Source organism: Streptomyces sp. NPDC024017, assembly GCF_040638895.1.
Taxonomy (GTDB): Bacteria; Actinomycetota; Actinomycetes; order Streptomycetales; family Streptomycetaceae; genus Streptomyces.
In genome coordinates this window covers 129,972-156,370 of record NZ_JBEZYZ010000006.1, presented here as the reverse complement: position 1 = coordinate 156,370, position 26,399 = coordinate 129,972, and the positions used below count along the sequence as shown (strand labels likewise).

24 protein-coding genes are annotated in these 26,399 nt (G+C 71.6%); 10 read left to right on the top strand and 14 right to left on the bottom strand.

Annotated elements, in window-relative coordinates:
* Window positions 1–116 precede the first annotated feature (116 nt).
* The 8 genes from AB0G20_RS17790 to AB0G20_RS17755 all read right to left on the bottom strand — a co-directional run bounded on the left by AB0G20_RS17790 (window position 117) and on the right by AB0G20_RS17755 (window position 10,470).
* Window positions 117–719, bottom strand: a complete 603-nt coding sequence (locus tag AB0G20_RS17790) for a DinB family protein (RefSeq protein WP_361302863.1) — start codon at window positions 717–719, stop codon at window positions 117–119.
* Window positions 720–792: 73 nt separating this feature from the next.
* Window positions 793–1,752, bottom strand: a complete 960-nt coding sequence (locus AB0G20_RS17785; RefSeq protein WP_361302860.1) for an EamA family transporter — start codon at window positions 1,750–1,752, stop codon at window positions 793–795.
* A 159-nt stretch (window positions 1,753–1,911) separates the two neighbouring features.
* Window positions 1,912–3,045: a peptidoglycan bridge formation glycyltransferase FemA/FemB family protein gene (locus tag AB0G20_RS17780; RefSeq protein WP_361302857.1), complete on the bottom strand. Its 1,134-nt coding sequence runs from the start codon at window positions 3,043–3,045 to the stop codon at window positions 1,912–1,914.
* A 120-nt stretch (window positions 3,046–3,165) separates the two neighbouring features.
* The gene (locus tag AB0G20_RS17775; RefSeq protein WP_361302854.1) at window positions 3,166–6,066 is read right to left on the bottom strand and encodes an FAD-binding and (Fe-S)-binding domain-containing protein; all 2,901 of its coding nucleotides are present in this window, start codon (window positions 6,064–6,066) and stop codon (window positions 3,166–3,168) included.
* 23 nt (window positions 6,067–6,089) lie between these two features.
* Window positions 6,090–6,932, bottom strand: coding sequence for a carbohydrate ABC transporter permease (locus AB0G20_RS17770; protein WP_361302851.1), 843 nt, complete (start codon window positions 6,930–6,932; stop codon window positions 6,090–6,092).
* Between the two features lie 7 nt (window positions 6,933–6,939).
* Window positions 6,940–7,932 (bottom strand): sugar ABC transporter permease, encoded by a 993-nt coding sequence (locus AB0G20_RS17765; RefSeq protein ID WP_361302848.1) that lies wholly within the window; start codon window positions 7,930–7,932, stop codon window positions 6,940–6,942.
* 79 nt (window positions 7,933–8,011) lie between these two features.
* Window positions 8,012–9,352: a sugar ABC transporter substrate-binding protein gene (locus tag AB0G20_RS17760; RefSeq protein WP_361302845.1), complete on the bottom strand. Its 1,341-nt coding sequence runs from the start codon at window positions 9,350–9,352 to the stop codon at window positions 8,012–8,014.
* Between the two features lie 98 nt (window positions 9,353–9,450).
* A complete protein-coding gene (locus AB0G20_RS17755) occupies window positions 9,451–10,470 on the bottom strand; it encodes a LacI family DNA-binding transcriptional regulator (RefSeq protein WP_361302842.1) in 1,020 nt (339 codons plus the stop codon).
* 207 nt (window positions 10,471–10,677) lie between these two features.
* On the opposite strand from AB0G20_RS17755, the gene AB0G20_RS17750 reads away from it, so the two are divergent.
* Entirely contained in the window at window positions 10,678–12,027 is a 1,350-nt protein-coding gene (locus tag AB0G20_RS17750; RefSeq protein WP_361302839.1) for a mucin-1, read from the top strand.
* Window positions 12,028–12,101: 74 nt separating this feature from the next.
* Window positions 12,102–13,220: a phosphoserine transaminase gene (gene serC / locus AB0G20_RS17745; RefSeq protein WP_361302836.1), complete on the top strand. Its 1,119-nt coding sequence runs from the start codon at window positions 12,102–12,104 to the stop codon at window positions 13,218–13,220.
* Between the two features lie 57 nt (window positions 13,221–13,277).
* On the opposite strand, the gene AB0G20_RS17740 is transcribed toward serC, so the two are convergent.
* On the bottom strand, window positions 13,278–14,153 hold the full coding sequence (locus tag AB0G20_RS17740) for an NAD(P)-binding domain-containing protein (protein ID WP_361303831.1): 876 nt from the start codon (window positions 14,151–14,153) through the stop codon (window positions 13,278–13,280).
* Window positions 14,154–14,324: 171 nt separating this feature from the next.
* Between AB0G20_RS17740 and AB0G20_RS17735 the strand changes: the two genes are divergently transcribed.
* Window positions 14,325–14,921, top strand: coding sequence for a TetR/AcrR family transcriptional regulator (locus AB0G20_RS17735; protein WP_361302833.1), 597 nt, complete (start codon window positions 14,325–14,327; stop codon window positions 14,919–14,921).
* Between the two features lie 43 nt (window positions 14,922–14,964).
* On the opposite strand, the gene AB0G20_RS17730 is transcribed toward AB0G20_RS17735, so the two are convergent.
* Both AB0G20_RS17730 and AB0G20_RS17725 read right to left on the bottom strand, forming a co-directional pair.
* Window positions 14,965–15,621 carry a formylglycine-generating enzyme family protein gene (locus AB0G20_RS17730; RefSeq protein ID WP_361303828.1) on the bottom strand — a complete coding sequence of 219 codons (657 nt, stop codon included), beginning with the start codon at window positions 15,619–15,621 and terminating at the stop codon, window positions 14,965–14,967.
* Window positions 15,622–15,659: 38 nt separating this feature from the next.
* The gene (locus AB0G20_RS17725; protein ID WP_361302830.1) at window positions 15,660–16,427 is read right to left on the bottom strand and encodes a TetR/AcrR family transcriptional regulator; all 768 of its coding nucleotides are present in this window, start codon (window positions 16,425–16,427) and stop codon (window positions 15,660–15,662) included.
* Between the two features lie 105 nt (window positions 16,428–16,532).
* On the opposite strand from AB0G20_RS17725, the gene AB0G20_RS17720 reads away from it, so the two are divergent.
* The 3 genes from AB0G20_RS17720 to AB0G20_RS17710 all read left to right on the top strand — a co-directional run bounded on the left by AB0G20_RS17720 (window position 16,533) and on the right by AB0G20_RS17710 (window position 19,956).
* Window positions 16,533–17,492 (top strand): ATP-binding cassette domain-containing protein, encoded by a 960-nt coding sequence (locus AB0G20_RS17720; RefSeq protein WP_361302827.1) that lies wholly within the window; start codon window positions 16,533–16,535, stop codon window positions 17,490–17,492.
* Window positions 17,489–18,307, top strand: a complete 819-nt coding sequence (locus AB0G20_RS17715) for an ABC transporter permease (RefSeq protein ID WP_361302824.1) — start codon at window positions 17,489–17,491, stop codon at window positions 18,305–18,307. Before AB0G20_RS17720 ends, AB0G20_RS17715 begins: the two co-directional genes overlap by 4 nt.
* 134 nt (window positions 18,308–18,441) lie before the next feature.
* Complete coding sequence (locus tag AB0G20_RS17710; protein ID WP_361302821.1) at window positions 18,442–19,956, top strand: cellulase family glycosylhydrolase; 1,515 nt, start codon at window positions 18,442–18,444, stop codon at window positions 19,954–19,956.
* An 89-nt stretch (window positions 19,957–20,045) separates the two neighbouring features.
* Here AB0G20_RS17710 and AB0G20_RS17705 read toward each other — a convergent pair whose 3' ends face one another.
* Window positions 20,046–21,020: a WD40 repeat domain-containing protein gene (locus tag AB0G20_RS17705; RefSeq protein ID WP_361302818.1), complete on the bottom strand. Its 975-nt coding sequence runs from the start codon at window positions 21,018–21,020 to the stop codon at window positions 20,046–20,048.
* Window positions 21,021–21,109: 89 nt separating this feature from the next.
* Here AB0G20_RS17705 and AB0G20_RS17700 point away from each other — a divergent pair, with 89 nt between their 5' ends.
* Window positions 21,110–21,784, top strand: a complete 675-nt coding sequence (locus tag AB0G20_RS17700; protein WP_361302815.1) for an SGNH/GDSL hydrolase family protein — start codon at window positions 21,110–21,112, stop codon at window positions 21,782–21,784.
* A 56-nt stretch (window positions 21,785–21,840) separates the two neighbouring features.
* Window positions 21,841–22,833: an aldo/keto reductase gene (locus tag AB0G20_RS17695; RefSeq protein ID WP_361302812.1), complete on the top strand. Its 993-nt coding sequence runs from the start codon at window positions 21,841–21,843 to the stop codon at window positions 22,831–22,833.
* A 342-nt stretch (window positions 22,834–23,175) separates the two neighbouring features.
* Here AB0G20_RS17695 and thpR read toward each other — a convergent pair whose 3' ends face one another.
* Complete coding sequence (gene thpR, locus AB0G20_RS17690; protein ID WP_361302809.1) at window positions 23,176–23,748, bottom strand: RNA 2',3'-cyclic phosphodiesterase; 573 nt, start codon at window positions 23,746–23,748, stop codon at window positions 23,176–23,178.
* A 26-nt stretch (window positions 23,749–23,774) separates the two neighbouring features.
* Here thpR and AB0G20_RS17685 point away from each other — a divergent pair, with 26 nt between their 5' ends.
* Together AB0G20_RS17685 and AB0G20_RS17680 are read left to right on the top strand one after the other, a co-directional pair.
* The gene (locus tag AB0G20_RS17685) at window positions 23,775–24,296 is read left to right on the top strand and encodes a GNAT family N-acetyltransferase (RefSeq protein ID WP_361302806.1); all 522 of its coding nucleotides are present in this window, start codon (window positions 23,775–23,777) and stop codon (window positions 24,294–24,296) included.
* 98 nt (window positions 24,297–24,394) lie between these two features.
* Entirely contained in the window at window positions 24,395–24,982 is a 588-nt protein-coding gene (locus AB0G20_RS17680) for a Uma2 family endonuclease (protein ID WP_361302803.1), read from the top strand.
* An 8-nt stretch (window positions 24,983–24,990) separates the two neighbouring features.
* On the opposite strand, the gene AB0G20_RS17675 is transcribed toward AB0G20_RS17680, so the two are convergent.
* The gene (locus AB0G20_RS17675) at window positions 24,991–26,382 is read right to left on the bottom strand and encodes an MFS transporter (RefSeq protein WP_361302800.1); all 1,392 of its coding nucleotides are present in this window, start codon (window positions 26,380–26,382) and stop codon (window positions 24,991–24,993) included.
* Between the last annotated feature and the right edge of the window lie 17 nt (window positions 26,383–26,399).

The window sequence follows — 26,399 nt, the reverse complement described above, 5'->3', positions numbered from 1 at the left end:
CTGAGGAGCATGGCAGCGGCACCAGAAACAATCAAGCGTGCTTGCATGAAATTGTTGCGGTGACCGAGAGGGTGTTCTTCGGCGGCGCGACCGGGGCCCGGCCCGCCACGGTCGGCTCAGTCGGTCCTGCCCGCCTCGCGCGCCGCCTCCTCCAGGCGGTGCCGATGGGCCTCCCACATGGCCAGGTCGTCCGTGGGCATGCTGTCCTTGCCCGGCGTCAGGCCGACCGACCCGTCGATGAGTTCGCGCACGATGTCGGCGTGACCGGCGTGACGGCTGGTGTCGGCGATCACGCGTACCAGGATGTGGTGCAGCGTGGTCTCCCGGCGCTCCTCGGGCCACCAGGGGACGTGACCGGTCGCGTCCAGCGGCAGCGCCGCGATCGTGCCGTTCGCGTGCTCCCACGCCCGGCGGTACAGCCCGGCGATGTCCTCGCGCGACTCTTCCGGGGTGGCCCACATGTCGGCGTTGGGTTCGGCGTCCTGCGTGTACCACCAGGGCGGTGGGTTCCCGTCGAAGAACGGCCGGCCGAACGTGTCGCCGAAGTACCCCAGCTCCACCCCGGCGGCGTGCTTGACCAGCCCCAGCAGATTGGTGCCGGTCGGTGTCAGGGGGCGGCGGATGTCGTACTCCGAGAGCCCGTCGAGCTTCCACAGCAGGGCGTCACGAGCGTCCTGGAGGTAGCAGAGGAGGTCCGCCTTGGGGTCCGGTGCGGTCATGCGGGCAGTCTTGCACCCGGCACTGACACCCGGGCCGGACCGGAACAGCGGCCGCGTCCCTCCCGGAGGCCGGTCAGCCCTCCAGGCCTGTGCCCTCCAGCGCCGCCGTCTTCTTGCGGCCGCGGCCCACCTGGGTGCGCACCGCGCCCATGCTCGCCGCGACGACCAGGGCGATCGCGGCGGCCTCGGCGGCGTTGAGGGCCTGGTCGAGGATGAGGAAGCCGGCCGTCGCGGCGATGGCCGGTTCGAGGCTCATCAGGATCGCGAACGTGGAGGCGGGCAGGCGGCGCAGGGCGAGGAGTTCGAGGGTGTAGGGCAGGACCGAGGAGAGCAGGGCGACCGCCGCGCCCAGGCCCAGCGTCACCGGGTCGAGCAGCTTGGTCCCCGACTCGGCGATGCCCAGGGGCAGGAACAGCACCGCTCCCACCGCCATCGCCAGGGCCAGCCCGTCCGCCTGCGGGAAGCGGCGGCCGGTACGGGCGCTGAAGACGATGTAGGCCGCCCACATGGCGCCGGCGCCCAGGGCGAAGGCCGCTCCTGTGGGGTCGAGGCCGCTGAAGCCTCCCCCGCCGAGGAGGAAGACACCGGCGAGGGCGAGCCCCGCCCAGACGACGTTGATCGCGCGGCGGGAGGCGAAGACCGAGAGGGCGAGCGGGCCGAGGACCTCCAGGGTGACCGCGGGGCCCAGCGGGATGCGCGCGACGGATTGATAGAAGAGGCCGTTCATGGCGGCCATGGTGATGCCGAAGACGACGACCGTGCCCCAGTCGGTGCGCGAATGGCCGCGCAGCCGCGGACGGCAGACCAGGAGCAGGACGACGGCCGCGACCAGCAGGCGCAGCGCCACCACGCCGAGGGCACCCGCCCTGGGCATCAGCGTCACCGCGAGGGCGCCGCCGAACTGCACGGAGATCCCGCCCGCGAGCACCAGGCCCACGGGACCGAGGGAGCCGAGCCGGCCCGGGCCGGCGGTCGGCGCGGTGGCGTCGGCGGTCGCGGACGGGGGCGAGGTGGCGGTCTCCGGCGTGGTCACGGGCGGTCCTGTGGTCGGGGTGGGTGTCCGGGTGCTGGGGGTGTGCGGTGCGTACACCCGGATACACTCAACGTACAGCCCGGTGCACTGCCCAGTCCAGGGTAATGGACTCCGACAGGTGCGTGAACCCTTTTTGCCTCTGTCTCGGGCTGTGAGACGTCAGCGGCGGGCGAGATACAGGTTCAGCGCCTTGTACAGCAGCCGGTTGAGGGGGTAGTCCCATTCGCCGAGGTACTCCACGGCCTCGCCGCCGGTGCCCACCTTGAAGCGGAGCAGGCCCAGCAGGTGGCTGGACTCCTCCAGGGTGTCGGTGATGCCGCGCAGGTCGTAGACGGCGGCGCCGAGTTCGTGCGCGTCGGTCATCATGCGCCACTGCACGGCGCTGCTCGGCTGGACCTCGCGGCGGCGGCCGGTGGAGGCGCCGTAGGAGTACCAGACGTGGTCGCCGACGGTCAGCATGGTGGCCGCGGCGAGCACCTCGCCGTCGTGGTAGGCGAGGTAGAGCCGCATCCGGTCCGGGTGTTCGGCGGTGAGCGCGGTCCACATGCGCTGGAAGTACGGCAGCGGGCGCGGGATGAAGCGGTCCCGCTCGGCGGTCTCGCTGTACAGCTCGTGGAAGGCCGGCAGGTCCTCCAGGTCGCCGCGCACGACCTTCACCCCGGCCTTCTCCGCCTTCTTGATGTTGCGGCGCCACTGCTGGTTCAGGCCGTTGTGGATGTCCTCCAGCGACCGGCCGGCGAACGGCACCTGGAAGACGTACCGGGGCTGCCCCGCGGCGAAATCGTCGTCGCCGGAGGCCTCGGACTGCCGCCAGCCCATGCGGCGCAGACTGTCCGCGACCTGGCCGGCCCGCGGTTCGTACGACGTCGCCCGCACGTCGCGCAGCCGCCGGGCGGCCGGGTCCGCGATCGCCGCCTTGACCGCCTCGGCGTCCCAGCGGCGCACCACGACCGGCGGGCCCATCCGCACCGCGAAGGCACCCCGCCGTCTCAGGTGCGCGAGCATCGGCTCCAGCAGACGTTCGAGGCCGGGCTCGTGCCAGTCGATCAGCGGGCCCTCGGGGAGGTAGGCGAGGTACCGCGGCAGCCAGGGCAGTCGCGGCCCGGGCAGGGGGCGCAGCAGCACCAGTCCCGCGCCGACGAGCTGCCCGCCGTCGAACCAGCCGAGGCTCTCCGCCCGCCAGTCGGGTTTCACCTCGCCCCAGGACGGGACCTGGGTGTGGCTGGCGGAGGGGCGGGCCGTGACGAACGCGAGGTGCTCGTCACGGGTGATCGGCTGGACGCGGACGCTCATGCGCGGGCTCCTTCGAGCAGCGGCCCTCGGCGGGCAGTGGCTGGTTCCGCGAGCCTAGGAGCGGCCCCGGCCCTCCCCCGGCTCAGACACTCGGGTCGCCCGTCCCGTGGCCCGAACGCCTCACCCGCCGTCGCGCCGGCGGTTCTCGTCCAGTGCCTCGGCCAGGACCTCCGCGAGATGCCGGCCCCGTACGCCCGCCAGCTGCGCCAGCTGGGTGCGGCAGGAGAAGCCGTCCGCCAGGACCACCGTGCCGTCCGGGGCGTCCCGTACGGAGGGCAGGAGTTGTTCCTCCGCGCAGGCGGTGGACACCTCGTAGTGGCCCTTCTCGAAACCGAAGTTGCCCGCGAGGCCGCAGCAGCCACCGCTCAGTTCGCCGGTGAGCAGGGCCGCTTCCCGCAGCCGGCGGTCGGCGGCGTCGCCGAGCACCGCGTGCTGGTGGCAGTGGGTCTGTCCGGCCACCGGGCGGTCCACGCGCGGCGGTGTCCAGCCGGGGGCGTGGCGCTCCAGCGTCTCCGCGAACGTGAGGACCTTCGCGGCGAGGCGGGCCGCGCGCGGGTCGTCGGGCAGCAGCTCGGGGACGTCCGTGCGCAGGGCCGCGGCGCAGCTCGGTTCCAGGACGACGACCGGGGCGTCGGTCTCCAGCACCGGTTCCATCAGGTCGAGCGTGCGGCGCATGACGGCCCGGGCACGGTCGAGCTGGCCCGTCGACACGTACGTCAGCCCGCAGCAGACACGGCCCCGGCCGCGCAGCAGGGACAGCGGGTCGAGGGCGACCGTCCTGCCGTCGCCCACCGGCGGCTTCGCCAGGTGCACGGTCGGCGGCAGCGCCACCCGCAGCCCGGCCGCCTCCAGTACCCGGACGACAGCCTGCCCCACGGCCGGCGAGAGGTGCTCGGTGAAGGTGTCGGGCCACAGCACGACGAGCGGCCCCTGCCCTGCGGCACCCTCGCGCCGCCGCTCCCACCACCGGCTGAACGGCCGCGGCGCCACCCGCGGAATCTCCCGCTCGGGCGCGAGCCCGCCGAGCCGCTTCGCCGCCCGCGCGACGGGCCGTACCGCGGACAGCGCGTTGACCAGCCACGCGGTGCGCGTGCGGGACACCGCCCGGAGCCACACCGGCAGCCACCCCATCGCGTAGTGCGCGGCGGGCCGGCGCCGCCCGGCGTAGTGCTGATGCAGGAACTCCGCCTTGTACGTGGCCATGTCGACCCCGACCGGGCAGTCCGACCGGCAGCCCTTGCAGGACAGGCACAGGTCCAGCGCGTCCCGGACCTCGGTCGAGCGCCAGCCGTCCGTCACCACCTCACCGGCGAGCATCTCGTGCAGCAGCCGGGCCCGCCCGCGCGTGGAGTGCTCCTCCGCGCCCGTCGCCCGGAAGGACGGGCACATGACGCCCGAGCCGGACACCGATGTCGTACGGCACTTGGCGACGCCCACGCAGCGCCGCACCGCCGCCGAGAAGTCACCGCCGTCCGAGGGGTAGCCGAAGGCCACGTCGACCGGTTCGCGGGGCAGGACGGAGAAGCGCAGGTCGGCGTCGAGGGGGGCCGGGCGTACGAGCATCCCCGGGTTGAGCAGGTCGTCCGGGTCCCACACCCCCTTCACCCGCTCGAACAGGCCCACCATCCCGGCCCCGTACATCCTCGGCAGCAGCTCCGCCCGGGCCTGCCCGTCGCCGTGCTCCCCGGACAGGGACCCGCCGTGCGCCACCACCAGCTCCGCGAGCTCCTCCGAGAAGCGGCGGAAACGCGCGACGCCGGCCCGGGTCAGCAGGTCGAAGTCGATCCGGACGTGGATGCAGCCGTCCCCGAAGTGCCCGTACGGCGTGCCGCGCAGCCCGTGCGCCGCCATGAGGGCCCGGAAGTCCCGCAGGTACGCCCCCAGCCGCGCGGGCGGCACCGCGCAGTCCTCCCAGCCCGGCCACGCCTCGGTCCCGTCCGGCATGCGCGTCGCCGTACCGCTCGCGTCCTCCCGGATCCGCCACAGCGCGCGCTGCCCGGCCGGGTCGGTGACCACGAGCGCGTCCACGACGTCGGCGGCCCGCACGATCTCCTGCGCACGCGCGCGTGCCTGCGCCGCCGATTCCCCGCCGGTCTCCACGAACAGCCAGGCCCCGCCCCGCGGCAGCGCGGCCGGGGACGGCACCAGGTCCACCGCCATGCCCTCCACCGTCAGCGGCCCGTACGGCAGCAGCCCGGCCGCCGCCTCCGCCGCCGCGCTCTCGTCCGCGTACGCCAGCACGGCCAGCGCACGCGCGCGGGGCGCCTCGACCAGGCGCACGACCGCCTCCGTCAGCACGCCGAGTGTGCCCTCGGAGCCGCAGAAGGAGCGGGCCACGTCGGCGCCGCGCTCGGGCAGCAGAGCGTCCAGCGCGTATCCGGAGATGCGGCGGGGCAGTTCCGGGAAGCCGGTGCGCAGGCGCGCCAGTTCCCCCTCGGCCAGGGTCCGCAGCCCGTCCGGCGCCCCGGCCCAGTCCTGCCCGAGCCGCAGCCGCTCGCCCCGCGCGGTGACGACGTCCAGCTCCCGCACGCTGTCCGCGGTCGTCCCCCACGCCACGGAGTGCGAGCCGCAGGAGTTGTTGCCGATCATGCCGCCGAGCGTGCACCGGCTGTGCGTGGACGGGTCCGGCCCGAAACGCAGCCCGTGCGGGGCCGCGGCCTCCTGGAGCCGGTCGAGCACCAGCCCCGGCTGCACGACGGCGGTGCGGGTCCGCGGGTCGAGCGAGACGAGCCCGTTCATGTGCCGGGTGAAGTCCAGCACCACGCCCGTGCCCGTCGCCTGCCCCGCGATCGACGTCCCGCCGCCTCTCGCGACGACCGGCACCCCCCGCTCCCGGCACACCTCCAGGACCGCCGCCACGTCGTCGGCGTCCCGCGGAGCGACCACCCCCAGCGGCACCCGCCGGTAGTTGGAGGCGTCCATGGTGACCAGCGCCCGGGAGGTGGCGTCGAACCCCACGTCACCTCGGACGACCCGGCTCAGCTCCGTCCCGAGGGCGGGGAGATCCCCGAAATCCGTCATGCGTCCAGCATGCCCCGGGGGCCTCAGCCCTTGACGGCGGAGCTGGCCACGCCCTCGACGAACCAGCGCTGGAAGAACGCGAAGACGATCAGCACGGGCAGCACCAGCAGCACGCCGAAGGCGAGGATCTGACCCCAGTCCGGGGGCTGCTGCCCCTGGAAGACGCTCATCTCCAGGGGGAGGGGACGCACCGACGGGTCGGACACCATCAGCACCGGCCACAGGAAGGAGCCCCACTGGATGAGGAAGGTGAGGATCGCGACCGAGGCGAACACCGGCCTGGACATCGGCACGATGATCGCGAAGAAGGTGCGCCAGGGCCCCGCGCCGTCCAGCCGGGCCGCTTCCTCGATGCTCGGCGGGATCTTCTTGAAGAACGTGTGGAACTGGTAGATCGCGAAGGCGTTGGCGACGAACGGCAGCGCCTGGACGAACAGGGTGTTGCGCTGGCCGTTGAACATGTAGAACAGCGGCACCGCCACCGACTCGAACGGGATCAGCATCAGCAGCAGGACGAGGGTGAACACCGCGTTCTGCCCCCGCCACTTCAGCCGCGTCAGCCCGTACGCCGCCATCGAGTTGACGATCAGTCCGCCCGTCACCACGACGAACGACAGCAGCACCGACACGCCCATGAACTGCCAGAAGTAGCCGGTGCTGTCGGAGTTCAGGCTGTCGAGGACGGCGGCGTAGTTGTCGAAGGAGAGGTGGGTGGGCAGGAAGCCGGACAGGCCGTTCAGGACCTCGTCCGACGGCTTGAGGCTGCCGAGGAAGAGGTAGAGCGCGGGGAGCGCGAAGACGAACGCCAGGACGCTCAGGACGGTGTAGTCGAGGACGCGGCGTACGGGCGTACGGGTCATGGCCATGGATCAGTCAGTCCTCGTTGTCGGGCCGGACGACGCGGCGCTGGACGATCGTCAGGGCGACGACGATCAGGAAGAACACCACCGTGACGGCCGAGGCCTGGCCGATGTCGTTCTGGTCGAAGGCCGTGGTGACGGCCTGGTACATCACCGTCCGGGTGGCGTCCTCGTCCAGACCGCCGCCGCGGATGAGGATGTACACCTGGTCGAAGACCCGGAAGGACAGCACCGAGGTCAGCATCGCGACGAAGACGAGGGTGCCGCGGATGCCGGGCAGGGTGACGTGCCGGAACTGCTGCCAGCGCGAGGCACGGTCCAGCTCGGAGGCCTCGTAGAGCTCGCCCGGGATCTGCTGGAGGCCGGCCAGCAGGATGACCATCTGGAAGCCGACGCCCTGCCACACCGACAGCACGATGATCGAGCCCATCGCGGTGAGGCCGTCGCCGAGCCAGTCGAAGGCACCCCAGTTTCCGAAACTCACCGTGTCCAGCAGGGAGTTGAGCATGCCCTGCTCGCTGCGGGCGAGGATCAGCCGCCAGATCACGGCGACCAGCGCCATCGGGAAGACCACCGGCATGAAGAAGAAGGACCGGAACAGGCCGATGGCCTTCAGCTTGCGGTTGAGCAGGATCGCCAGCGCCAGCGCAAGGCCCGTCTGGAGCGGTACGACGACCGCGGCGAAGGTCAGGTTGTTCAGCAGCGCACGCAGGAACGGGCCGGACAGGTCGGGGTCGGTGAACAGCCGCCGGTAGTGCTCCACGCCGAAGAAGGTGGGCTCCAGCGGCGAGCCCAGGCGGACGTTGTAGAAGGAGAGCACCACGGCGTAGCCGAACGGGATGCCGACGAAGGCGATCAGCCCGCCGACGGCCGGGGCGGACATCAGCAGCCCGTGCAGCCGGTCGCGGTTGCCGCGCGACGGACGCGGGGGCTTCGCGGAGGGCGCGGGCGAGACGGCCTGCGCCCGGTCTGGGGCCGCGCCGTGCGCGGGTTCCACGGTTTTCACGGGAGGGTCCTCTTCCCGGCGGGGCGGGCGCGGTCGGTACGTCGCCGACGGCCCGCTCCGGCCGATGCGTCCTGCGGGGTTACGGGATCTCGTAGCCGGCGTTGTCGGTGAAGTCCCGGTCGATGGCGCGGGCCGCCTTCTGCAGGGCTTCCTCCGGGTCGGCGCCGCCGTAGATCGAGTTCAGGGCCGTGTTGAACTTGGCGGTGATCGTCGGGTATCCGGCGGTCACCGGGCGGGTGACGGCGACGCAGGAGGCGTTGATGTCGCTGTCGCCGCAGGGCCGGGCGAGCTGGTCGGCGAAGAGCTGGAGCGGGCCGCCCTTCTTGTACAGCTCGCTCTTGGCGAGGGCGGACTTGGTGGCGGGCACCGCGCCGTTGGCCTTCGTCATCGCGCCCACGTTGGCGTCGTTCAGGAGGTAGTCCAGGAAGGTGCCCGCGGCCTTGCCGTTCTTGCTGTCGGCGCCGATGCCCCAGGCCCACGAACCCTGCCCGGTCTTGGGGCCGTTGCCGAAGTCCGGCAGCGGCAGGACGGCGAGGTCGTCGCCGAGGGCCTCGCTGTAGGCGGGGTAGTTCCAGTGGCCGACCCAGCTCAGCGCCGCCTTCCCCTTGGCGAAGGCGTTGCCGTCGGTGTTGGGGTCGACGTACGTCTTCCAGGACTGGAAGGTCTTCAGCGCGGAGACGACCTTCGGGCTGTCGAGGGCGCCCTCCGCCTTGCCGTCCTTCAGCAGGGCGCCGCCGGCCGACCAGACGATCGGGGAGAAGCCGAAGGTGCCCCACTCGGAGGCCAGGCCGTACTGCTCCGATATGTCGAGGACCTTGCCGTCGGAGTCCTTGCCCTTCAGCGCCTTGAGGGCCTTGCCGAACTCCTCGGCCGTCCAGGCGTCGTCCACGCTCTTCGGGTACTTCACACCGGCCGCGTCCAGCAGCTTCTTGTTGGCGTACAAGCCGAGCCCGGCGTCGAACATGCCCAGGCCGTAGTGCTTGCCGCCGATCTCGCCCTGCGCCTTGATCGCGTCGGTGGCGTTGCCGAGGGTCTTGGCGGAGACGTGACCGTCGACCGGGGCGAGCTTGCTGTTGTAGACGAAGTTCGCCATCGTCGGGCCGTCGAACTCCAGCACGTCCGGCAGTTCGGACGCGTCGGTGGCGGTGATGGTCTTCGTGTAGTCCTTCTCGGGGATCAGCTTCAGCTCGGCCTTGACGTCGTTCTGCGAGGAGTTGAAGGACTTCACCGCGTTCTGCAGCGCGGCCGTCTCGCTCGCCTGGCCCTGGTGGGCCCAGACGCTGATGGTGCCCTTGCCGCTGCCCTCCTCGGCGGAGGTGTCGCTGCCGCCGCCCCCGCCACAGGCGGCCAGCGCGGCCAGGGGCAGCAGAGCGAGGGCGGTCAGGGCCGTACGACGGTGCCTTCTGTGACCGGTGATCATGGTGGTGCCTCCGTGCGGGGATGGATGGGTGCGCGGACTGTCGGGGCCGGGGACAGGAACGGCCCTTCGGTGTCGGGCGGTTGAGGGGAGTGGTTCGGTTACCGCGGCCGGCCGCTGGGCGGCGGAGCGGTGGTCTCGCGGAGGATGAAGCGAATGGGCATCTCGACGGGGCGCGGCGGCCCCGCGTCCGGATCGTCCAGCTGCGCCAGCAGCAGCCGGGCCGCCTCCTGGCCCTGGGCCGCGACCGGCTGGGCCACCGTGGTCAGACCGACCACCTCGGACAGCTCGTGATCGTCGAAGCCGACGACGGACACGTCTTCCGGAACCCTCAGCCGGTGCCGGCGCAGGGCACGCAGCGCGCCCATCGCCATCTCGTCGGACTGGGCGAACACGGCGGTCGGCGGGTGACGCAGCGCCAGCAGCTCGGTCATGGCCCGCTCACCGCCCCCGACCGTGTATCCGCCGTCCGCCTCCAGGGCGGGGTCGGGCTCGACCCCGGCGTCGGTCAGCACGTCCAGATAGCCCTGCCGGCGGTCGAGGGGCGTGGTCCAGTGCAGCGGCTCGCTGGCCCCGGAGATCATGCCGATGCGACGGTGGCCGAGGTTCACCAGATGCCGTACGGCGCTCTCCGCCCCGCCCCGGTCGTCGATGCCGACCACCGTGAAGCCGGGCCGGGCGCCGCCGACCGTGGTCGCCAGCGGCACGCCGAGGGACCTCAGGGCGGCGGCCTCGTCCGGGTCCGGGATCAGCAGGGACAGCACGGCGTCGACCCGCTTGCGGATCGGCAGGTTGGTGAAGAAGCGCTTGCGCGCCTCCGGTGAGCCGAGGTTGTACAGCAGGACGTCGTAGCCGGCGGCGCTGAAGACCTTCTCCGCCGCGTCCAGCACGGTGCCGAAGAACCAGCGGCCGACGTACGGGACGACGACGCCGATGGTGTGGGTGCGACCGCTGGCCAGGCTGGAGGCCGAGCGGGAGGCGGTGTAGCCCAGCTCGGCGGCGGCCGCGACGATCCTGGCCCGCATCTCCTCCGACACTCCGGGACGGCCACGCAGGGCGCGGGACACGGTGGACGCCGAGACCCCGGTGGCCTCTGCGACATCGGTGATGCTGACCGTCACGGGACGCTCCTTGATCGGGTGCACGCCGCGGGTCTGTGGCCCGGAAGCACGTCGGCGTGAGGGGGAGTGACGAGACCGTAAACCCGCCTCCGTTGTTGCGCAAGCGTTTGCGTTCAGATTTACTTCGGCTGACTCTCAGAGAAACCCCCGCCAGCCAGAACACAGCGCACGCGTTTGAGTGCCGCTGTCGGCAGACAGGACCTGTCCATGCGATACGCGCCGCCCGGCCTCTGCGTGAACGACTTCGACCTCCTGCGCCACGCGGACGGCACCTACACGGTGCTGCACCTGCAGGGCCCGTGGACGGCCGAGTTCGACCACCTGCGCATGGAGACCTCCTACGGCCGGGCCACCTCCGCCGACCTGGTCCACTGGGAGCCGCAGGGCACGGCCTTCGGCAACGGCCTGCCGGGCCGCTTCGACCAGCAGGCGGTGTGGACCATGCACGCCTTCCCACACCGCGCCGGCATGGCGATGCTCTACACCGCGGTCTCCGGGCTCACCCCGGACGGCTGGCCCCTGCAGTCGGTCGGCCTGGCCCACTCCGACCGCACCGACGGCACCGGCTGGCGCCGCCACGGCACGGGACCGGTCGTCGAGGCGGACGGACGCTGGTACCGCACGGGCGAACGCATGGGCTGGCGCGACCCCTTCGTCGTACGCGACGACGAATCCGACGGCTGGGTCATGGTGATCTGCGCCGCCGACGCCTCCCTCCCGGTCGAGGTCAGCGGCTGCGTCGCCTGGGCCACCTCCGACGACCTGGAGCACTGGACCGTCCACCCGCCGCTCATCTCCCCCGGCGACGTCGACGAGCTGGAGTGCCCGGTCCTCGAACGCCTCGACGACGGCAGCTGGTTGCTGCTCGGCTCCATCGGCGCCACCCGGGGCTTCGAGGCGTGGACCGCCCCGCGCCTGCGCGGCCCGTGGACCCGCCGCGGCCCGCTCGGCCCGACGGGCGCGTACGCCCCGCGCGTCGTCGCCGCCCCCGACGGCTCCCGCGTCGTGCTGCACACCACCCCGCGCCGCGTCGGCCTCACCGACACCGGCGACCGCTGCCGCGGCATGCTCGCCCAGCCCAAGTCCCTCGTCGTACCCGAGGACGCGGCGCCCCGCCTGGAATGGTGGCCGGGCCTCGACCCCTGGCTCGGCGAGGAGACGTACGACGCCCCCCTGCACGCGGTCGGCGACATCGGCCTCCGCGGCCGCACCGAGATCACCCTGCGCACGCATGTCTCCGACGCGGACCGGCCCGCGCTCACGGTCGCCTGCGACGGCAAGAACCTCCGGGTCACCGGCCCCGACGGCGTCCCGCTCGGCGAGACCCTCCTGCCGGAGCCCGCCGCCTCGCTGCGCATCCTCACCGTCGGCGAGTACGTCGAGGTCTACGCCGACGGCGTCTTCGTCCTCACGACCCTGTGCTACTCCGGCCGCCCCGCCCCCTGGACGGCCACCACCGAGGACGGCGTCCGTCCCGTACCCGTCCGCCCGGTCCGGCTGCCCGCCCCGCACCGCGACGACGCCTCGGCCGTCTGGCCCGGTCCGTCGCTCGGCTGACCGGCCACCGGACACCGTCTCACCCGACGGACGACGTTTCGCCCGCGTTTCCGGAAACGGCTACGCTCCCCTGCGTGGCTGAGATCCAGATTCCCGCTGACATCAAGCCCGCCGACGGACGTTTCGGCGCGGGTCCCTCCAAGGTGCGGACAGAGGCGCTGGACGCCCTCGCCGCCACCGGCACCTCCCTCATGGGCACCTCCCACCGCCAGGCTCCTGTGAAGAACCTGGTCGGCAAGGTGCGCGAGGGCATCAGTGAGCTGTTCCAGCTCCCCGACGGCTACGAGGTGATCCTCGGCAACGGCGGCTCGACCGCGTTCTGGGACGTCGCGACGCACGGCCTGATCGAGAACAAGTCGCAGCACCTCAGCTTCGGCGAGTTCTCCTCCAAGTTCGCCAAGGCCGCCAAGCTCGCGCCGTGGCTCGCCGAGCCGGACGTCATCTCCTCCGACCCGGGCACCCACCCCGAGGCGGTCGCCGAGGCGGGCGTGGACGTCTACGCCTTCACCCACAACGAGACCTCGACCGGTGTCGCCATGCCGATCAAGCGGGTGGCCGGTGCCGACGAGGGCGCCCTGGTGCTCGTGGACGCCACCTCCGGCGCCGGCGGCCTGCCCGTCGACGTCAGCGAGACCGACGTCTACTACTTCGCCCCGCAGAAGTCCTTCGCCTCCGACGGCGGCCTGTGGATCGGCGTCTTCTCCCCGGCCGCGATCGAGCGCGCCGAGCGCATCCACGCGTCCGGCCGCCACGTCCCGGAGTTCTTCTCGCTGCCGACGGCGATCGACAACTCCCGCAAGAACCAGACGTACAACACCCCGGCCCTCGCGACCCTCTTCCTGCTCAACCAGCAGCTGGAGTGGATCAACGGCCAGGGCGGCCTCGACTGGTCGGTCCGGCGCACGGCCACCTCCGCCCGCACCCTCTACGGCTGGGCCGAGGACATCAAGTACGCCAACCCGTTCGTCACCGACCCGGCCAAGCGCTCGCAGGTCATCGGCACGATCGACTTCACGGACGAGGTCGACGCCGCCGCCGTCGCCAAGGTGCTGCGCGCCAACGGCATCGTCGACACCGAGCCCTACCGCAAGCTCGGCCGCAACCAGCTGCGCGTGGCGATGTTCCCGGCGATCGACCCGGCGGACATCGAGGCGCTCACGAAGTGCGTCGACTACGTGATCGAGAAGCTCTGACCTTCGCGCGTACGTGACCGAGGGCGCCCCGCGTGTGCGGGGCGCCCTCGCTCGTGCTCAGGCGGCCGCGCCCCTGCCGAACACCTCGAACAGCCGCGTCAGGCTGTCCTCTTCGTAACCCTCCGCCGCCGCGCGCCGGAACGACTCCAGCACCGCGGCCGGCAGCGCCGGATCCACGCCCGAGTCGCGGGTGGTGTGCACGACGTGGTCCATGCTGGCCACCGCCATCGAGATCCGCTCGACGTCACCGGCGTGCCGCCCCTCCTCGATCCGCGGCGTGTAGAAGTCGAGGAACTGGCCCATCCCGCCCAGCGTCCCGGCCGCGTACGGCATGATCTCGGAGGGCTTGATGCCGTTGGCGTCCGCCAGCGCCAGCATGTGCAGCCAGGCGGTCAGGGTCGTCCAGAACAGGTCCATCTGGAGCTGGTAGTACAGGGCGGCCAGGCCCGGGTCCTCACCGCGGTAGTCGGTGCCCGTGAGGACCTTCAGGACGTCCTCGTACTCCTCGAAGAGGTCCCGGGGGCCGCTGTAGAAGGTGTCGAACTCCGGCGAGCCGATGCCGGACGGCGGCGTCTGCACACCCCCGGTGAGGTGGCGCGCCCCGTGCCCGGCCGCCCAGACGGCACCCTCACGGGCCCTGTCCGGGGTGTCCGAACTGAGGTTGACCAGGACGCGGCCCTTCAGCGCCGGGGCTGCGGGCTCCAGGACGGTGTACATCGATGCGTAGTCGGTGAGGCTCAGCACCACCACCTCGCCCGCCGCCAGCGCCTCCTCGACGGTGGCGGCGCGCACCGCGCCCCTGGTCACCAGGTCGTCGGCGCGGCTCGCGGTGCGGTTCCAGACGGTGACCCGGTAGCCGGCCTTCAGGTAGGCGCCTGCCATGGCGCGGCCCATGGGGCCGAGCCCGATGACGGTCACGGACGGCGTACTCACAGCGGACGGACTCACGTAAATCTCCCCGAGGATCACTGGACGGCTCAACGACGGATGACAGAACGACGGACGACGAGCACCAGACAGCGAGCGACTAGAACTAACGCTCTATCTAGAAGGGAACCTAGCACAACGTCTAGAACGATCGCTCTAGCTCGGTACAGTGGTGGCGTGAAGACCAAAGCCCCGCACGACCTCGAAACCGTCGGCACTCGCGAACGGATCGTCCATACGGCCTCCCGCCTGATGCAGCGCCAGGGCTACGAAGGCACCGGCATCAAGCAGATCTCCCGCGAGGCCGGGGCGACGCTCGGCTCGGTCTACCACTTCTTCCCGGGTGGCAAGCAGGAGCTCGGCACGGCCGCCGTACGGCTCGGCGACGAGGAGTTCACCGAGCTGCTGCGCGAGACGCTCGACGCGGAGCCGGAACCGGAGAAGGCCCTGCTCGCGCTCGCCGCCTCCCTCGCCCAAGGGCTGCGCGACTCCGACTGGCTCGACGGCTGCCCGGTCACCTCCACCGTCGTGGGCACGGCGGCCGGCGCCCCCGGCATCCAGCGGGCGGCGGCCGAGGCGTTCGCCCGCTGGCGCTCGGTCGTCGCCGAGAAGCTGGTCGCCGCCGGCTTCACCGCCCCGGACGCCGAGGACCTGTCCCACACGGTGATCGCCACACTGGAAGGCGCCGAACTCGCCGCCCAAGTGGCCCGCGACGAAGCGCCGCTGGAGGCCGCTGGGCGGCATCTGGCGCGCCTGGTCGCCTCATACCGCTGACTCCCCGCCGTCAGCGGCGGCGAGAGCTCGGCTACGGCGAGAGCTACGCATCACCCGGGGCCGAGCGCGCCACCCTGAACCCCACGTCGTCGATCCGGAACGTGGGATGGCTGCGGCGGCGCACCGAGGCGCGGCAGCTCCAGTGCTCGTCGGACCAGCCGCCGCCCCGCAGGACGCGGTAGGTGCCGTAGACCTCGGCGTCGTAGAGGTCCCAGCACCAGTCCCAGACGTTGCCCAGCATGTCGTACAGGCCCCAGGCGTTGGGCTGCCGGCCGCCCACGGGGTGGATGCCGTCCCCGGAGTTGCCGCGGTACCAGGCGATCTCGTCGAGCGGGCCGTGGCGGGGGCCGGTGCTGCCGGCGCGGCAGGCGTGTTCCCACTCGGCCTCGGTCGGCAGCCGGTAGCCGTCGGCGGCGGTGTCCCACTCGGCTTCCCCGGTGCCGGGCCGCACCTCGTACGCGGGGGTCAGGCCCTCGCGCCGGGACAGGGCGTTGCAGAACCGGATCGCGTCCCACCAGGACACGCCCTCGACGGGCAGCCGGTCACCCCGGGCCGCGCTCGGACGCTCGCCGGTGACCTCGGCGTACCACGCCTGCGTGACCGGGAACGCCGACAGGCAAAACGGCGCGACCTCGACCGTCCAGGTGCGCTGCGTCCGCCGGTCCGACAGGGTCACCCGGCCGGGCGGGACGGTCGTCATCGTGTGTGCCACAGCCCCCGTGTTCATGGCATGTGACCCTATCCGCGGCCTCGTTGCGCCACGAGCACGTCCAACCCGTCCAGGATCCGCTGCAATCCGAACTCGAAGTGGTCGAACTCCGCGCCGAAGGCGTCCTCGGCGAGGGACGCCATCACCGGGTAGCGGCCCGAGGCCATGGCTTTCTCCAGGGCCGGCACCTGCGCCTGCCAGAACTCGGCGTCCGTCAGACCCGTCCGGCGCTCCGCCTCCTGCTCGTAGAGCTGCGTGCGCGCGGCCCCGACGACGTATCCGTCGATCATGATGATCGCGGAGACCAGCTCGGGGTCGGTCAGCCCCATCGGGCGGATCCGGGTGAGGACCTTCTCCATCCCGTCGAGGGCACTGGGGCCGAGGATCGGGCGGGTCTGGTTGACCTGGAGCAGCCAGGGGTGGCGGCGGTAGAGGGCGAGGGTGGCGCGGGCCAGTGCCTCCAGGGCCGCACGCCAGCCGCCGTCGCCGAGGTCGGCCGGGTTCTCGGAGGGGCGCTGCACCCGGTCCAGCATGAGGTCGAGCAGCTCGCCCTTGCCGGGCACGTACCGGTACAGCGACATGGTGCCGGTGCCGAGCTCGGTCGCGACGCGGCGCATGGAGAGCCCCTCCAGACCCTCGGTGTCCGCCACCTGGATGGCCGCTTCCACGATCCGGTCCAGCGTCAGGGTCGGTTTGGGGCCGCGAGTGGGGCGGCGACCGGTGTCCCACAGCAGTTCGAGGGTGCGGGCGATGTCGCCGCTGCCGCTGGTCTCCGTACCGCCCGTGCCACTCGTCATGGCACCCAGCTTAGATCCCCGCCGAAAAACTGGGTACGGCGTACGCGCAATCGGGTACGGTGTACTCAGTTAGCGCCGGCGGGGCGAGCACACGGGAGGGGCGGCATGGACGGATACGCGGTGCGGGCGGAGGGGCTGGAGAAGAGGTACGGCGAGAAACACGCCCTCGACGGCTTCGACCTGGAGGTGCGCGAGGGCACGGTGCACGGCCTGCTCGGGCCGAACGGGGCGGGCAAGACCACCGCCGTGCGCATCCTGTCCACGCTGCTCCGGCTGGACGGGGGCGGTGCGACGGTCGCCGGGCTGGACGTCGTCCGGCAGGCACGAGAAGTGCGGGCCCGGATCGGCCTCACCGGCCAGTACGCGGCGGTCGACGAGGTGCTCACCGGCCGGCAGAACCTGGAGATGTTCGGCCGCCTGTTCCACCTGGGCGGCAAGCGGGCCGGGCTCCGGGCGACCGAACTGCTGGAGCAGTTCGACCTGACCGACGCGGCCGACCGGGGGGTGGGCAAGTACAGCGGCGGCATGCGGCGCCGGCTCGACCTCGCCGCGTCGATGATCCTCGCCCCGGCCGTCCTCTTCCTCGACGAGCCCACGACCGGGCTCGACCCCCGCAGCCGGGGCGAAGTGTGGGACTCCGTACGGACATTGGTGGCCGGCGGCACGACCGTGCTGCTGACCACGCAGTACCTGGAGGAGGCCGACAAGCTCGCCTCGCGCATCACCGTCATCGACCAGGGGCGGGCCATCGCCGACGACACCCCGGACGGGCTGAAGAACCTGGTCGGCGGCGACCGCATCGAGGTCGTGGTCACCGAGCGGTCCGAGATTCCGCGGGCAGTGAAGGTGGTCGCCCGGGTCACGGACGGCGAACCCGAGGCGGACGAGACGGAGTTGCGGGTGCACGCGCCGGTCACCGACCGGGTCACGGCACTCACCGAAGTGGCGCGGACCCTCCAGGACGAGGGCGTCGGGGTCGAGGACATCGGGCTGCGCAGGCCCAGCCTCGACGACGTGTTCCTGCGCCTGACCGGACACCGGACCGAGAAGGAGGCCGCGGCGTGAGCGCCCTCGACCTGAGCACCCCGAGCACGCGGGGCGGTGCGTACTGGCTGCTCGCCGACTGCTGGAACATCGTCCGCCGCGGCCTGACCCACTACCAGCGCCAGCCCGTCAACATCGCCTGGCAGCTGGGCTTCCCGATCCTGTCCGTGCTGATGTACGGCTATGTCTTCGGCAGCGCGATGAGGGTGCCGGGCGGCGGGGACTACAAGGACTTCCTGATGCCGGGCATGTTCGTGATGACCATGGCGTTCGGGTTCATCAACACGGCCACCGTAGTGGTCTACGACTCCACCAAGGGCGTCATCGACCGCTTCCGCTCCATGCCGATGGCCTCCTCGGCCGTGGTGGCCGGGCGCGGGATCACCGATCTGATCGTCGCCTGCGCCGAGTTGGCCATCATGATGCTCACCGCGTTCGCCATGGGCTGGCGCCCGGACGGCGGCTTCGGCTTCCTCGCCGCGTTCGGGCTGCTGCTCTGGCTGCGGTTCGCGCTGATCTGGATCGGCGTGTGGCTCGGCCTGCTGGTGCCGAACCCCGAGGCGGCGGGCGGCCTGTTCGCGGTCGCCTTCCCGCTGACGATGATCTCCAGCGTCTTCGTCGCACCGCAGCTCATGCCCGACTGGCTGGGCTGGCTGGCGGTCTGGAACCCGATCTCCTCCACGGCGGCGGCGACCCGTGACCTGTTCGGCACGCCGGTCACCGGCGACACGTGGGTCGAGCAGCACGCGCTGCTGATGGCCGGGGTGTGGCCGGTGATCCTGACAGCGATCTTCCTGCCGCTGGCCGTACGGCGGTTCAGGAAGCTGAGCCGCTAGCGGTCGCGGTGATTGCACACCTCCCAGAGTCTTGACGTGCCCATGTTGCGTCAGTTCTCTGGGAGGTGCGCGGCGCTATGGGAGCGCTCCCATAATGTTCCGGGTGCCGTGCCTCCCCGAGAGGAAGCAGCCACATGTTCCGCACTCTGCGCAGAGCGCTGTGTGCCGCCGCGGCGCTCCTGTTACCGCTGGCGGGTGTGCAGTCGGCACGGGCCGATGTCGCCGCCGAGGCCGCCGGCGGCGGCTACTGGCACACCAGCGGCCGGCAGATCCTGGACGCGGCCGGTCAGCCCGTCCGTATCGCCGGCATCAACTGGTTCGGCTTCGAGACCGCCAACCACGTCGTCCACGGCCTGTGGGCCCGCGACTACAAGAGCATGATCGACCAGATGAAGTCGCTGGGCTACAACACCATCCGCATGCCCTACAGCGACGACATCCTCAAGCCAGGCACCATGCCGGACAGCATCAACCACGACGGCAAGAACACGGACCTGCGCGGGCTGACGTCCCTCCAGGTCCTGGACAAGATCGTGGCCTACGCGGGCCAGTCCGGCCTCAAGATCGTCCTGGACCGGCACCGCCCGGACGGGGCCGGGCAGTCGGCGCTCTGGTACACCTCCTCGGTCCCCGAGTCGACGTGGATCGCCACCCTCAAGGCCCTGGCGACGCGCTACAAGGGCGACTCCACCGTGGTCGGCATCGACCTGCACAACGAGCCCCACGACCCGGCCTGCTGGGGCTGCGGCGACACCTCCCGCGACTGGCGTCTGGCCGCCCAGCGCGCGGGCAACGCGGTGCTGTCGGCCAACCCCGAGCTGCTGATCATGGTCGAGGGCGTGCAGTCGTACAACGGCGTGAACGGCTGGTGGGGCGGCAACCTGATGGGCGTGGCCCAGCACCCGGTCCAGCTGGACGTCCCCAACCGGCTGGTCTACTCGGCGCACGACTACGCGACGTCGGTGGCGCAGCAGTCCTGGTTCTCGGACCCGTCCTTCCCCGCCAACATGCCGGGGATCTGGGACAAGTACTGGGGCTACATCTTCAAGCAGAACATCGCCCCGGTGTGGCTCGGCGAGTTCGGTACGACGCTCCAGCCCTCGGTGGACCAGAAGTGGCTGGCGGAGCTGGTGAAGTACCTGCGCTCGACGTCGGCGTACGGAGCCGACAGCTTCCACTGGACGTTCTGGTCCTGGAACCCCAACTCCGGTGACACCGGCGGCATCCTGAAGGACGACTGGCAGACGGTCGACGCGGCGAAGGACGCGTACCTGGCGTCCGTCAAGGCCCCCGGCTTCGACGCCGGCGGCCCCGGCCCCGGCGACCCCGGCGATCCCGGCAGCGGCACGCCCACCTGCACCGCCGCCTACACCGTCGGCAGCGACTGGGGCGGCGGCTTCAACGCCGAGGTGAAGGTGACCAACACGGGCGCGGTTCCGCTGAAGTCCTGGAAGGTGACGTGGACGTGGAGCGGCTCCCAGAAGGTCACGAACATGTGGAACGCGTCGCACACCCAGAGCGGCGCGAGCGTCACGGCCGTGAACGCCGCGCACAACGGCACTGTGTCTCCGGGCGGTTCGGCGAGCTTCGGGTTCGGGGGCGCGCCTGGGGGCGGGGGTGTGCCGGGGGTGAGCTGCTCGGCTACGTGACACAGAGGTGAGGGGCGCCCGGTGTTCGCCGGGCGCCCTTGAGCGGGGCGGCCGAGACGGGCTCCGCCGGAACCGCCTGCGGCTGACCGCTACCTCCGTCGTCTCATCCCCCGCAGACCCAGCACGACGACCAGGAGGACACCGGCAGCGATCGCCCCCGTCTTGAGGTTGCCGTTCAGGCCGTCTCCCCCGCCGTCGGACGCGGCCGAACTCCCGCCGCCGGACGAGGAGTCGGACCCCCCGCCCCCCGGCGCGTCCTGCGGCTCCACAGGACTGTCCGCCCCCTCGGCGCCGTACATCAGCTTCTTGCCGTCGGCGGTGTAGGTGACGGACTCGCCCTGCCCCAGGAACGGCACGCCGAGCCGTTGCTTCTTTTTGATCTTCCCGCCGTTCCAGTCGTACGCGATCGCGCCGAAGTAGCTGCGTACGACGAGGTGTTCGCCGTCCGGGGAGAGCGTGGCGTCGGTGGCCTCCAGGTCGGGGACGGCCGCGACGGGCCGGAACGTGTTCGACCCGGAGGAAGAGAGCCGGGCCGGGCCCTCGTACAGGTGCCCGCCCTTCTCGTTCTTGTCGACGATGTAGACACGGCCGGTCTTCGGGTGCACGACGAGGGACTCGGCGTCCCGCGCGCCGTCGGAGTACTTCACGACGTACTGCGTGGCCCGGATGGTCTGGTCGCGCAGGTTCTTCGGCTCGGGCAGCCGGTAGATCCAGACGTACGGCCAGCTTCCGCCGAGGTTGTCACCGATGTCGCCGACGTAGATCTGGTTGTCCGGCCCGATCGAGATGGCCTCGACGTCGCGCGGACTGCCCACGCCCGACATGGTGATCGTGGCGACCGTCTCGCCCGTCGCGCTGTCGACGGCGTAGAGGTACGCCCCGTCGTCGCTGTCGTTGTGCGTCCAGTAGATGCCGGGGTGCTGCCGCGAGGCCGCCAGGCCGCTGGACTCGGTGATGCGCGGGTCCCTGATCGTGAACTTCTCGTCGCCGTCGGCGGCTGAGGCGGGCACGGCGAGGGCGCCCGTGAGGAGGGCCGCGGCAAGAAGGGCGAACGGTCTGCGCATGCCCCAAGCCTGCCATCCCGCTCGCCCGTTCAGCGGGGCGTGGCCCGACTCACATCCCGCCGGGCGACTTGATCGTTCATGATGAGCGGATGCTCAGGTTCATGCCCGTCGGTGACTCCATGACGATCGGAAGCACGGGCGAACACACATGGCGCTACCGGCTGTGGCAGCACCTGTCCCGTTCCTACGGCGGCCCCTTCACCCTCGTCGGCCCGCGCGAGACGCTCTACGACAAGCTCGCCGAAGCCCCGGTGTCGTACGCGTACGCCGAACCGGACTTCCCGCGTGCCCACCTGGCCGGCTGGGGCGAGGGCTGGCAGCACATGGCGCCGCTGATCGGCGATGCGGTGCGGTCGTGCCGCGCGGACGTGCTCCTGGTCTCCCTGGGCCTGATCGACCTGGGCTTCTACACGAACGCGGAGCAGACCGCCGAAAACGTCCGGGCCTTCACGGCCGAGGCACGGGCGGCGAACCGGCGGGTGGGCATGGTGTGGCTGCCGGTCACCCCGAACGTGCGCGCCCAGTCGGACGCGGCCTTCGCCGGCGAGGTCGCCCGCTTCAACGAACTCCTCGCCAAGGCGGCCGCGGACCTCGACGAGCCCGGCTCCCCCGTCCTCCTGGCCACGCCCCCGCCGTCGTACGACGTCGCCACCGACACCTACGACGGCACCCACCCCAACGCGAGCGGCGAGCACAAGATCGCGGCGGCCTTCGCGGAGGCGATGCACCAGGGCTGGGACCTGGCCGGTCCTTACGAGGCGTAGCTCAGCCCCACCGGCAGCTTGCTTGGAGCGCACTTCAAGACGTTGGCTTGGGCAACATGAAGTACACGCAGCTCGGACGCACGGGACTCAAGGTCAGCCGGCTCGTCCTCGGCACCATGAACTTCGGTCCGCAGACCGACGAGGCCGACAGCCACGCCATCATGGACGCGGCGCTGGACGCGGGCATCAACTTCTTCGACACCGCCAATGTGTACGGCTGGGGTGAGAACAAGGGCCGTACCGAAAGCATCATCGGCAACTGGTTCGCCCAGGGCGAGGGACGGCGCGACAAGGTCGTCCTCGCCACGAAGGTGTACGGCAACATGGGCGCCGACGGCCCGGCCTGGCCCAACCACGACAAGCTCTCCGCGGTCAACATCCGGCGGGCCGTGGACGCCAGCCTCAAGCGGCTCCAGACGGACTACATCGACGTCTACCAGTTCCACCACATCGACCGGGACACCCCCTTCGACGAGATCTGGCAGGCGATCGACGTCCTGATCCAGCAGGGAAAGATCCTCTACGTCGGGTCGTCGAACTTCCCCGGCTACAAGATCGCCCAGGCCAACGAGATCGCCGCCCGGCGCGGCGGGACCATCGGCCTGGTCAGCGAGCAGTGCCTGTACAACCTCGCCGAGCGGCGGGCCGAGATGGAGGTCGTCCCGGCCGCGCAGGAGTACGGCCTCGGTGTCATCCCGTGGTCGCCGCTGCACGGCGGTCTGCTGGGCGGTGTCCTCAAGAAGGAGGTCGAGGGCAAGCGCCGCGCCTCCGGCCGTGCGGCCGACGCGCTCGCCGACGCCGGCACCCGCGCGCAGATCCAGTCCTACGAGGACCTGCTCGACAAGCACGGCATCGAGCCCGGCGAGGCCGCCCTGGCCTGGCTGCTCACCCGCCCCGGCGTGACCGGCCCGATCGTCGGCCCGCGCACCGCCGAGCAGCTCGCCTCCGCGGTTCGCGCGTCCGAGCTGGAGCTGTCCGAGGAGCTCCTGACCGGCCTGGACGAGATCTTCCCGGGGCCGGGCCCGAGCCCGGAGGCTTTCGCCTGGTAGGCCCACCCCCTCAGGGGCGCGGGAACTGCCGCACCATGCGGCTCCGCCGCGCCCCAAGGGGCGCGGGGAACTGCGCGACCAGCCCCCGCCGGCCCGCAGTCGAAGAACAGCCGTCGGCAGTCCCCCCACCGCCTACCAGCCATCGCCCAGGGGCCCCGCCGCCCCCAAGGGGCGCGGGGTACTGCGCGACCAGCCCCCACCGGCCCACAGCCGGAGGACAACGTCCGCGGTCCCCCCGCCGCCCTACCTCCCGAGCACGGAGGCCAAGGCGACGACGAGAAACATCAGCACGAGCACACCGGCCATGATCCGGTTGCGGGTTTTCGGGTCCACGCACCGAGCCTAACCGGCGCCCCCGAGCGGCCAGCGCCCGACCGCCTCGTACCGGGGCTGCTCCCCCGGAACCCCGGAGGTCGGCAGATTGCTCCGCACCAGGCAGAGCTCCCGCACGGTCCAGGTCCGGCCCGTGAATCCCGCGAGCGTGTCCAGGAACGCCCGCGCATCCCCCGCCTCCCGGCTCCGCGCCACGGTCAGATGCGCCTTGTACCGCCGGTGCTCCCCCATCGGCACCCCCGCCTTGCGCGCCGCGGCCTCGGCCCGCTCGGCCAGGAGACGGAGGGTCGCCAGGTCCCCCTCGGCCCCGGCCCACAGCGCCTTCCCGTGCCCGAACTGGCCCCCGCCCCGCACGGCCAGCTCGAACGGTTCGGTCCGGCGGGCGGCCCGCTCCAGCCGCTCCGACAGCCCGGGCACGAGAGCGTCGTCGACCTCACCGTAGAAGGCGAGCGTGAAGTGCCAGCCGGGACGGCCGGTCCAGCGCATGCCGTCGGCGCCGGGCAGCTCGCGCAACTCGTCGGCCACGGCACCGAGTTCACGACACACCTCGTCAGGGGGCAGCACGGCCGCGAAGAGTCTCATGCGGACAAGCCTGGCATCATGAGGCCATGCGGATCACCATCCGGGACGGCGGGCCCGACGACATTCCCGCGATACTCGGCATGCTCGACAGCTGTGTGGAGTGGCTGGTCTCCCAGGGGCGCACGGGGCAGTGGGGGACGCGGCCCCTGTCGCAGAGCCCGAAGACGGTGGAGTCGGTCGGCCGGTACATGGCGGAGGGCAGTGTGTACATGGCCGACGTCGACGGTGTTCCGGCCGGGACCCTCACTCTCACCGGATCGGCGGGCGCCTACCTGTCCCACCTCCCGCAGCCCGGCGAACCCGAGCGCTACATCCACTGGCTGGCCTCCGACCGGCGCTTCAAGGGACACGGCGTGGGCAGCGCCCTGCTCGCGCACGCCGCCGAGGAGACCCGCAGCGCCGGGGTCTCCCTCCTGCGCGTCGACTGCTACGCCGGGGACGACGGCAAGCTCGTCCGCTACTACGAGTCCAACGGCTTCACGCGGACCGAGGCCTTCACGGTCGGCGAGAACGAGTGGCCGGGGCAGTTGCTGGCTCGGAGGGTGTAGGCCCGCCCCACTGACCCGGACGTGTCCAGGTCACCGTGCGTATCGTTGTACCGCGCGGCCGGCTCCATCCGCGGGTGCGGCCGGGGAGGAGCGCCGCGATGACCGTCCTTGCAGACAGGATCGAGATGGCCGACAGCAGCGGTGAACTCACCCTCGACATGATGTTCGAGTGGGTGGAGACGATGCCGGTCCCCGAGGGCTACAAGGTCGAGATCGTCGGGGGGAACATCTTCATGGCGCCTCAGCGGGACACCCACTGGGACATCATCCTGGACATCGTCGAGCAGCTGCGCGGCAAGTACCCGCGCAAGCGCGTGAAGTCGGACGTCCGTGTCGACTACCCGGGCCACCTCAACGGCTTCGCCTCCGACATCACCGTGATGACGGAGGGCGCGGCGAAGAACGACAAGGGCCTGTGGCGCTACCAGGACGTCGAGTTCGTCGCCGAGGTGATCTCCAGGAAGACGGGGGCGAACGACTACGGCCCCAAGAAGGACGCCTACGCCGTCGCCGGGGTGCCGGTGTACCTGATCGTGGATCCGTACACCGGCCGCTGGCATCTGCACACCAAGCCCAAGGACGGCGAGTACCGGGGCGAGCTGAGCCTGGACTTCGGGGACGAGATCGACCTGACGGGCACCGTGGTCGGGCTCGTCCTCCAGACCGGCGAGTTCCCCCGGGACTGACGGCGTCCCTACGCCGCCCGAGCCAGCTCCTCCTGATGCCCCCGGGGCACGAAGCGCACCCGGGGATGGCCGCCGTGCCAGCCGATCGACAGCCGGAGGTTGCCGACGCGAGCCAGGATCAGGCCGATCACCGCCGCGGCGAGCGCGGCCACCGCGCCGCCGGCCGCGAGGCCGACCCGGGCGCCGTAGGTGTCGGTGATCCAGCCGACGATCGGGGCGCCGACCGGCGAGCCACCGAGGAAGACCATCATGTAGAGGGCCATGACACGGCCGCGCATGGCCGGGTCCGTGGACATCTGGATGCTGGTGTTCGTCGTGACGTTGACGGTCATGCCGAACAGCCCCAGCGGGACCATGAGCAGGGCGAACATCCACAGGGTGGGCGTCGTGGCCGCCACGATCTCCAGCGTTCCGAAGACCAGCGCCGCCGCGATCAGCAGCCGCAGCCGGGCCGTGCCCCGCCGCGCCGCGAGCAGCGCGCCCGCGACCGAGCCGACCGCCATCAGCGTGTTGAACATGCTGTACGCGCCCGCCCCCGCGTGGAACACGTCGTCCGCGAAGGCCGACAGGTAGACGGGGAAGTTGAAGGCGAACGTGCCGACGAAGCCGACCAGGACGATCGGCCAGATCAGCTCCGGGCGGCCGGTGACGTAGCGCACGCCTTCGCGCAGCTGCCCCTTGGCGCGCGGGGCGCGCTCCACGACGTGCAGCTCGCGGGCGCGCATCAGCAGCAGGCCGGTGAGCGGCGCGATGAAGGACAGGCCGTTGAACAGAAAGGCGTAGCCGGTGCCGACGCCGGTGATCAGTATGCCCGCGACGGCGGGGCCGACCAGGCGGGCGGACTGGAAGTTCGCCGAGTTCAGGCTGACGGCGTTCTGCAGCTGCCCCGGGCCGACCAGCTCGGAGACGAAGGACTGCCGGGCCGGGTTGTCGACGACGGTGGCGAGACCGACGGCGAACGCGGCGACGTACACGTGCCACACCTGGACATGACCGGTGAGGGTGAGGACGGCCAGGGCGATCGCCGTGAGCGCCATCGAGGACTGCGTCACGAGGAGCGCGGGCCGCTTGCGCAGCCGGTCGACGAGGACACCGCCGTACAGGCCGAAGAGCAGCATCGGCAGGAACTGCAGCGCGGTCGTGATGCCGACGGCGGCGGAGGAGCCGGTGAGGCTGAGCACCAGCCAGTCCTGGGCGATGCGCTGCATCCAGGTACCGATGTTGGAGACGACCTGCCCCATGAAGAACAGGCGGTAGTTGCGCACCTTCAGGGAGGAGAACATCGAGGACTTGCGAGCGGGCCGGGCGGCGGGTGCGTCGGAGGCGGGTGCATCGGAGGCGGGCGGGGAATCGTGGGGATCAGGTGCGGGGGCGGAAGCTGCTCCGGGTCCCGAACTCAAAGAATTCGCCTCCTTGC

Excerpts from the sequence above, each read along its gene's own strand:
- AB0G20_RS17790 (WP_361302863.1), bottom strand. The coding sequence starts at position 719 with ATGACCGCACCGGACCCCAAGGCGGACCTCCTCTGCTACCTCCAGGAC.
- AB0G20_RS17780 (WP_361302857.1), bottom strand. The coding sequence starts at position 3,045 with ATGAGCGTCCGCGTCCAGCCGATCACCCGTGACGAGCACCTCGCGTTC.
- AB0G20_RS17775 (WP_361302854.1), bottom strand. The coding sequence starts at position 6,066 with ATGACGGATTTCGGGGATCTCCCCGCCCTCGGGACGGAGCTGAGCCGG.
- AB0G20_RS17770 (WP_361302851.1), bottom strand. The coding sequence starts at position 6,932 with ATGGCCATGACCCGTACGCCCGTACGCCGCGTCCTCGACTACACCGTC.
- AB0G20_RS17760 (WP_361302845.1), bottom strand. The coding sequence starts at position 9,352 with ATGATCACCGGTCACAGAAGGCACCGTCGTACGGCCCTGACCGCCCTC.
- AB0G20_RS17750 (WP_361302839.1), top strand. The coding sequence starts at position 10,678 with ATGCGATACGCGCCGCCCGGCCTCTGCGTGAACGACTTCGACCTCCTG.
- AB0G20_RS17730 (WP_361303828.1), bottom strand. The coding sequence starts at position 15,621 with ATGACGACCGTCCCGCCCGGCCGGGTGACCCTGTCGGACCGGCGGACG.
- AB0G20_RS17725 (WP_361302830.1), bottom strand. The coding sequence starts at position 16,427 with ATGACGAGTGGCACGGGCGGTACGGAGACCAGCGGCAGCGGCGACATC.
- AB0G20_RS17720 (WP_361302827.1), top strand. The coding sequence starts at position 16,533 with ATGGACGGATACGCGGTGCGGGCGGAGGGGCTGGAGAAGAGGTACGGC.
- AB0G20_RS17710 (WP_361302821.1), top strand. The coding sequence starts at position 18,442 with ATGTTCCGCACTCTGCGCAGAGCGCTGTGTGCCGCCGCGGCGCTCCTG.
- AB0G20_RS17705 (WP_361302818.1), bottom strand. The coding sequence starts at position 21,020 with ATGCGCAGACCGTTCGCCCTTCTTGCCGCGGCCCTCCTCACGGGCGCC.
- AB0G20_RS17700 (WP_361302815.1), top strand. The coding sequence starts at position 21,110 with ATGCTCAGGTTCATGCCCGTCGGTGACTCCATGACGATCGGAAGCACG.
- AB0G20_RS17695 (WP_361302812.1), top strand. The coding sequence starts at position 21,841 with ATGAAGTACACGCAGCTCGGACGCACGGGACTCAAGGTCAGCCGGCTC.
- thpR (WP_361302809.1), bottom strand. The coding sequence starts at position 23,748 with ATGAGACTCTTCGCGGCCGTGCTGCCCCCTGACGAGGTGTGTCGTGAA.
- AB0G20_RS17685 (WP_361302806.1), top strand. The coding sequence starts at position 23,775 with ATGCGGATCACCATCCGGGACGGCGGGCCCGACGACATTCCCGCGATA.
- AB0G20_RS17680 (WP_361302803.1), top strand. The coding sequence starts at position 24,395 with ATGACCGTCCTTGCAGACAGGATCGAGATGGCCGACAGCAGCGGTGAA.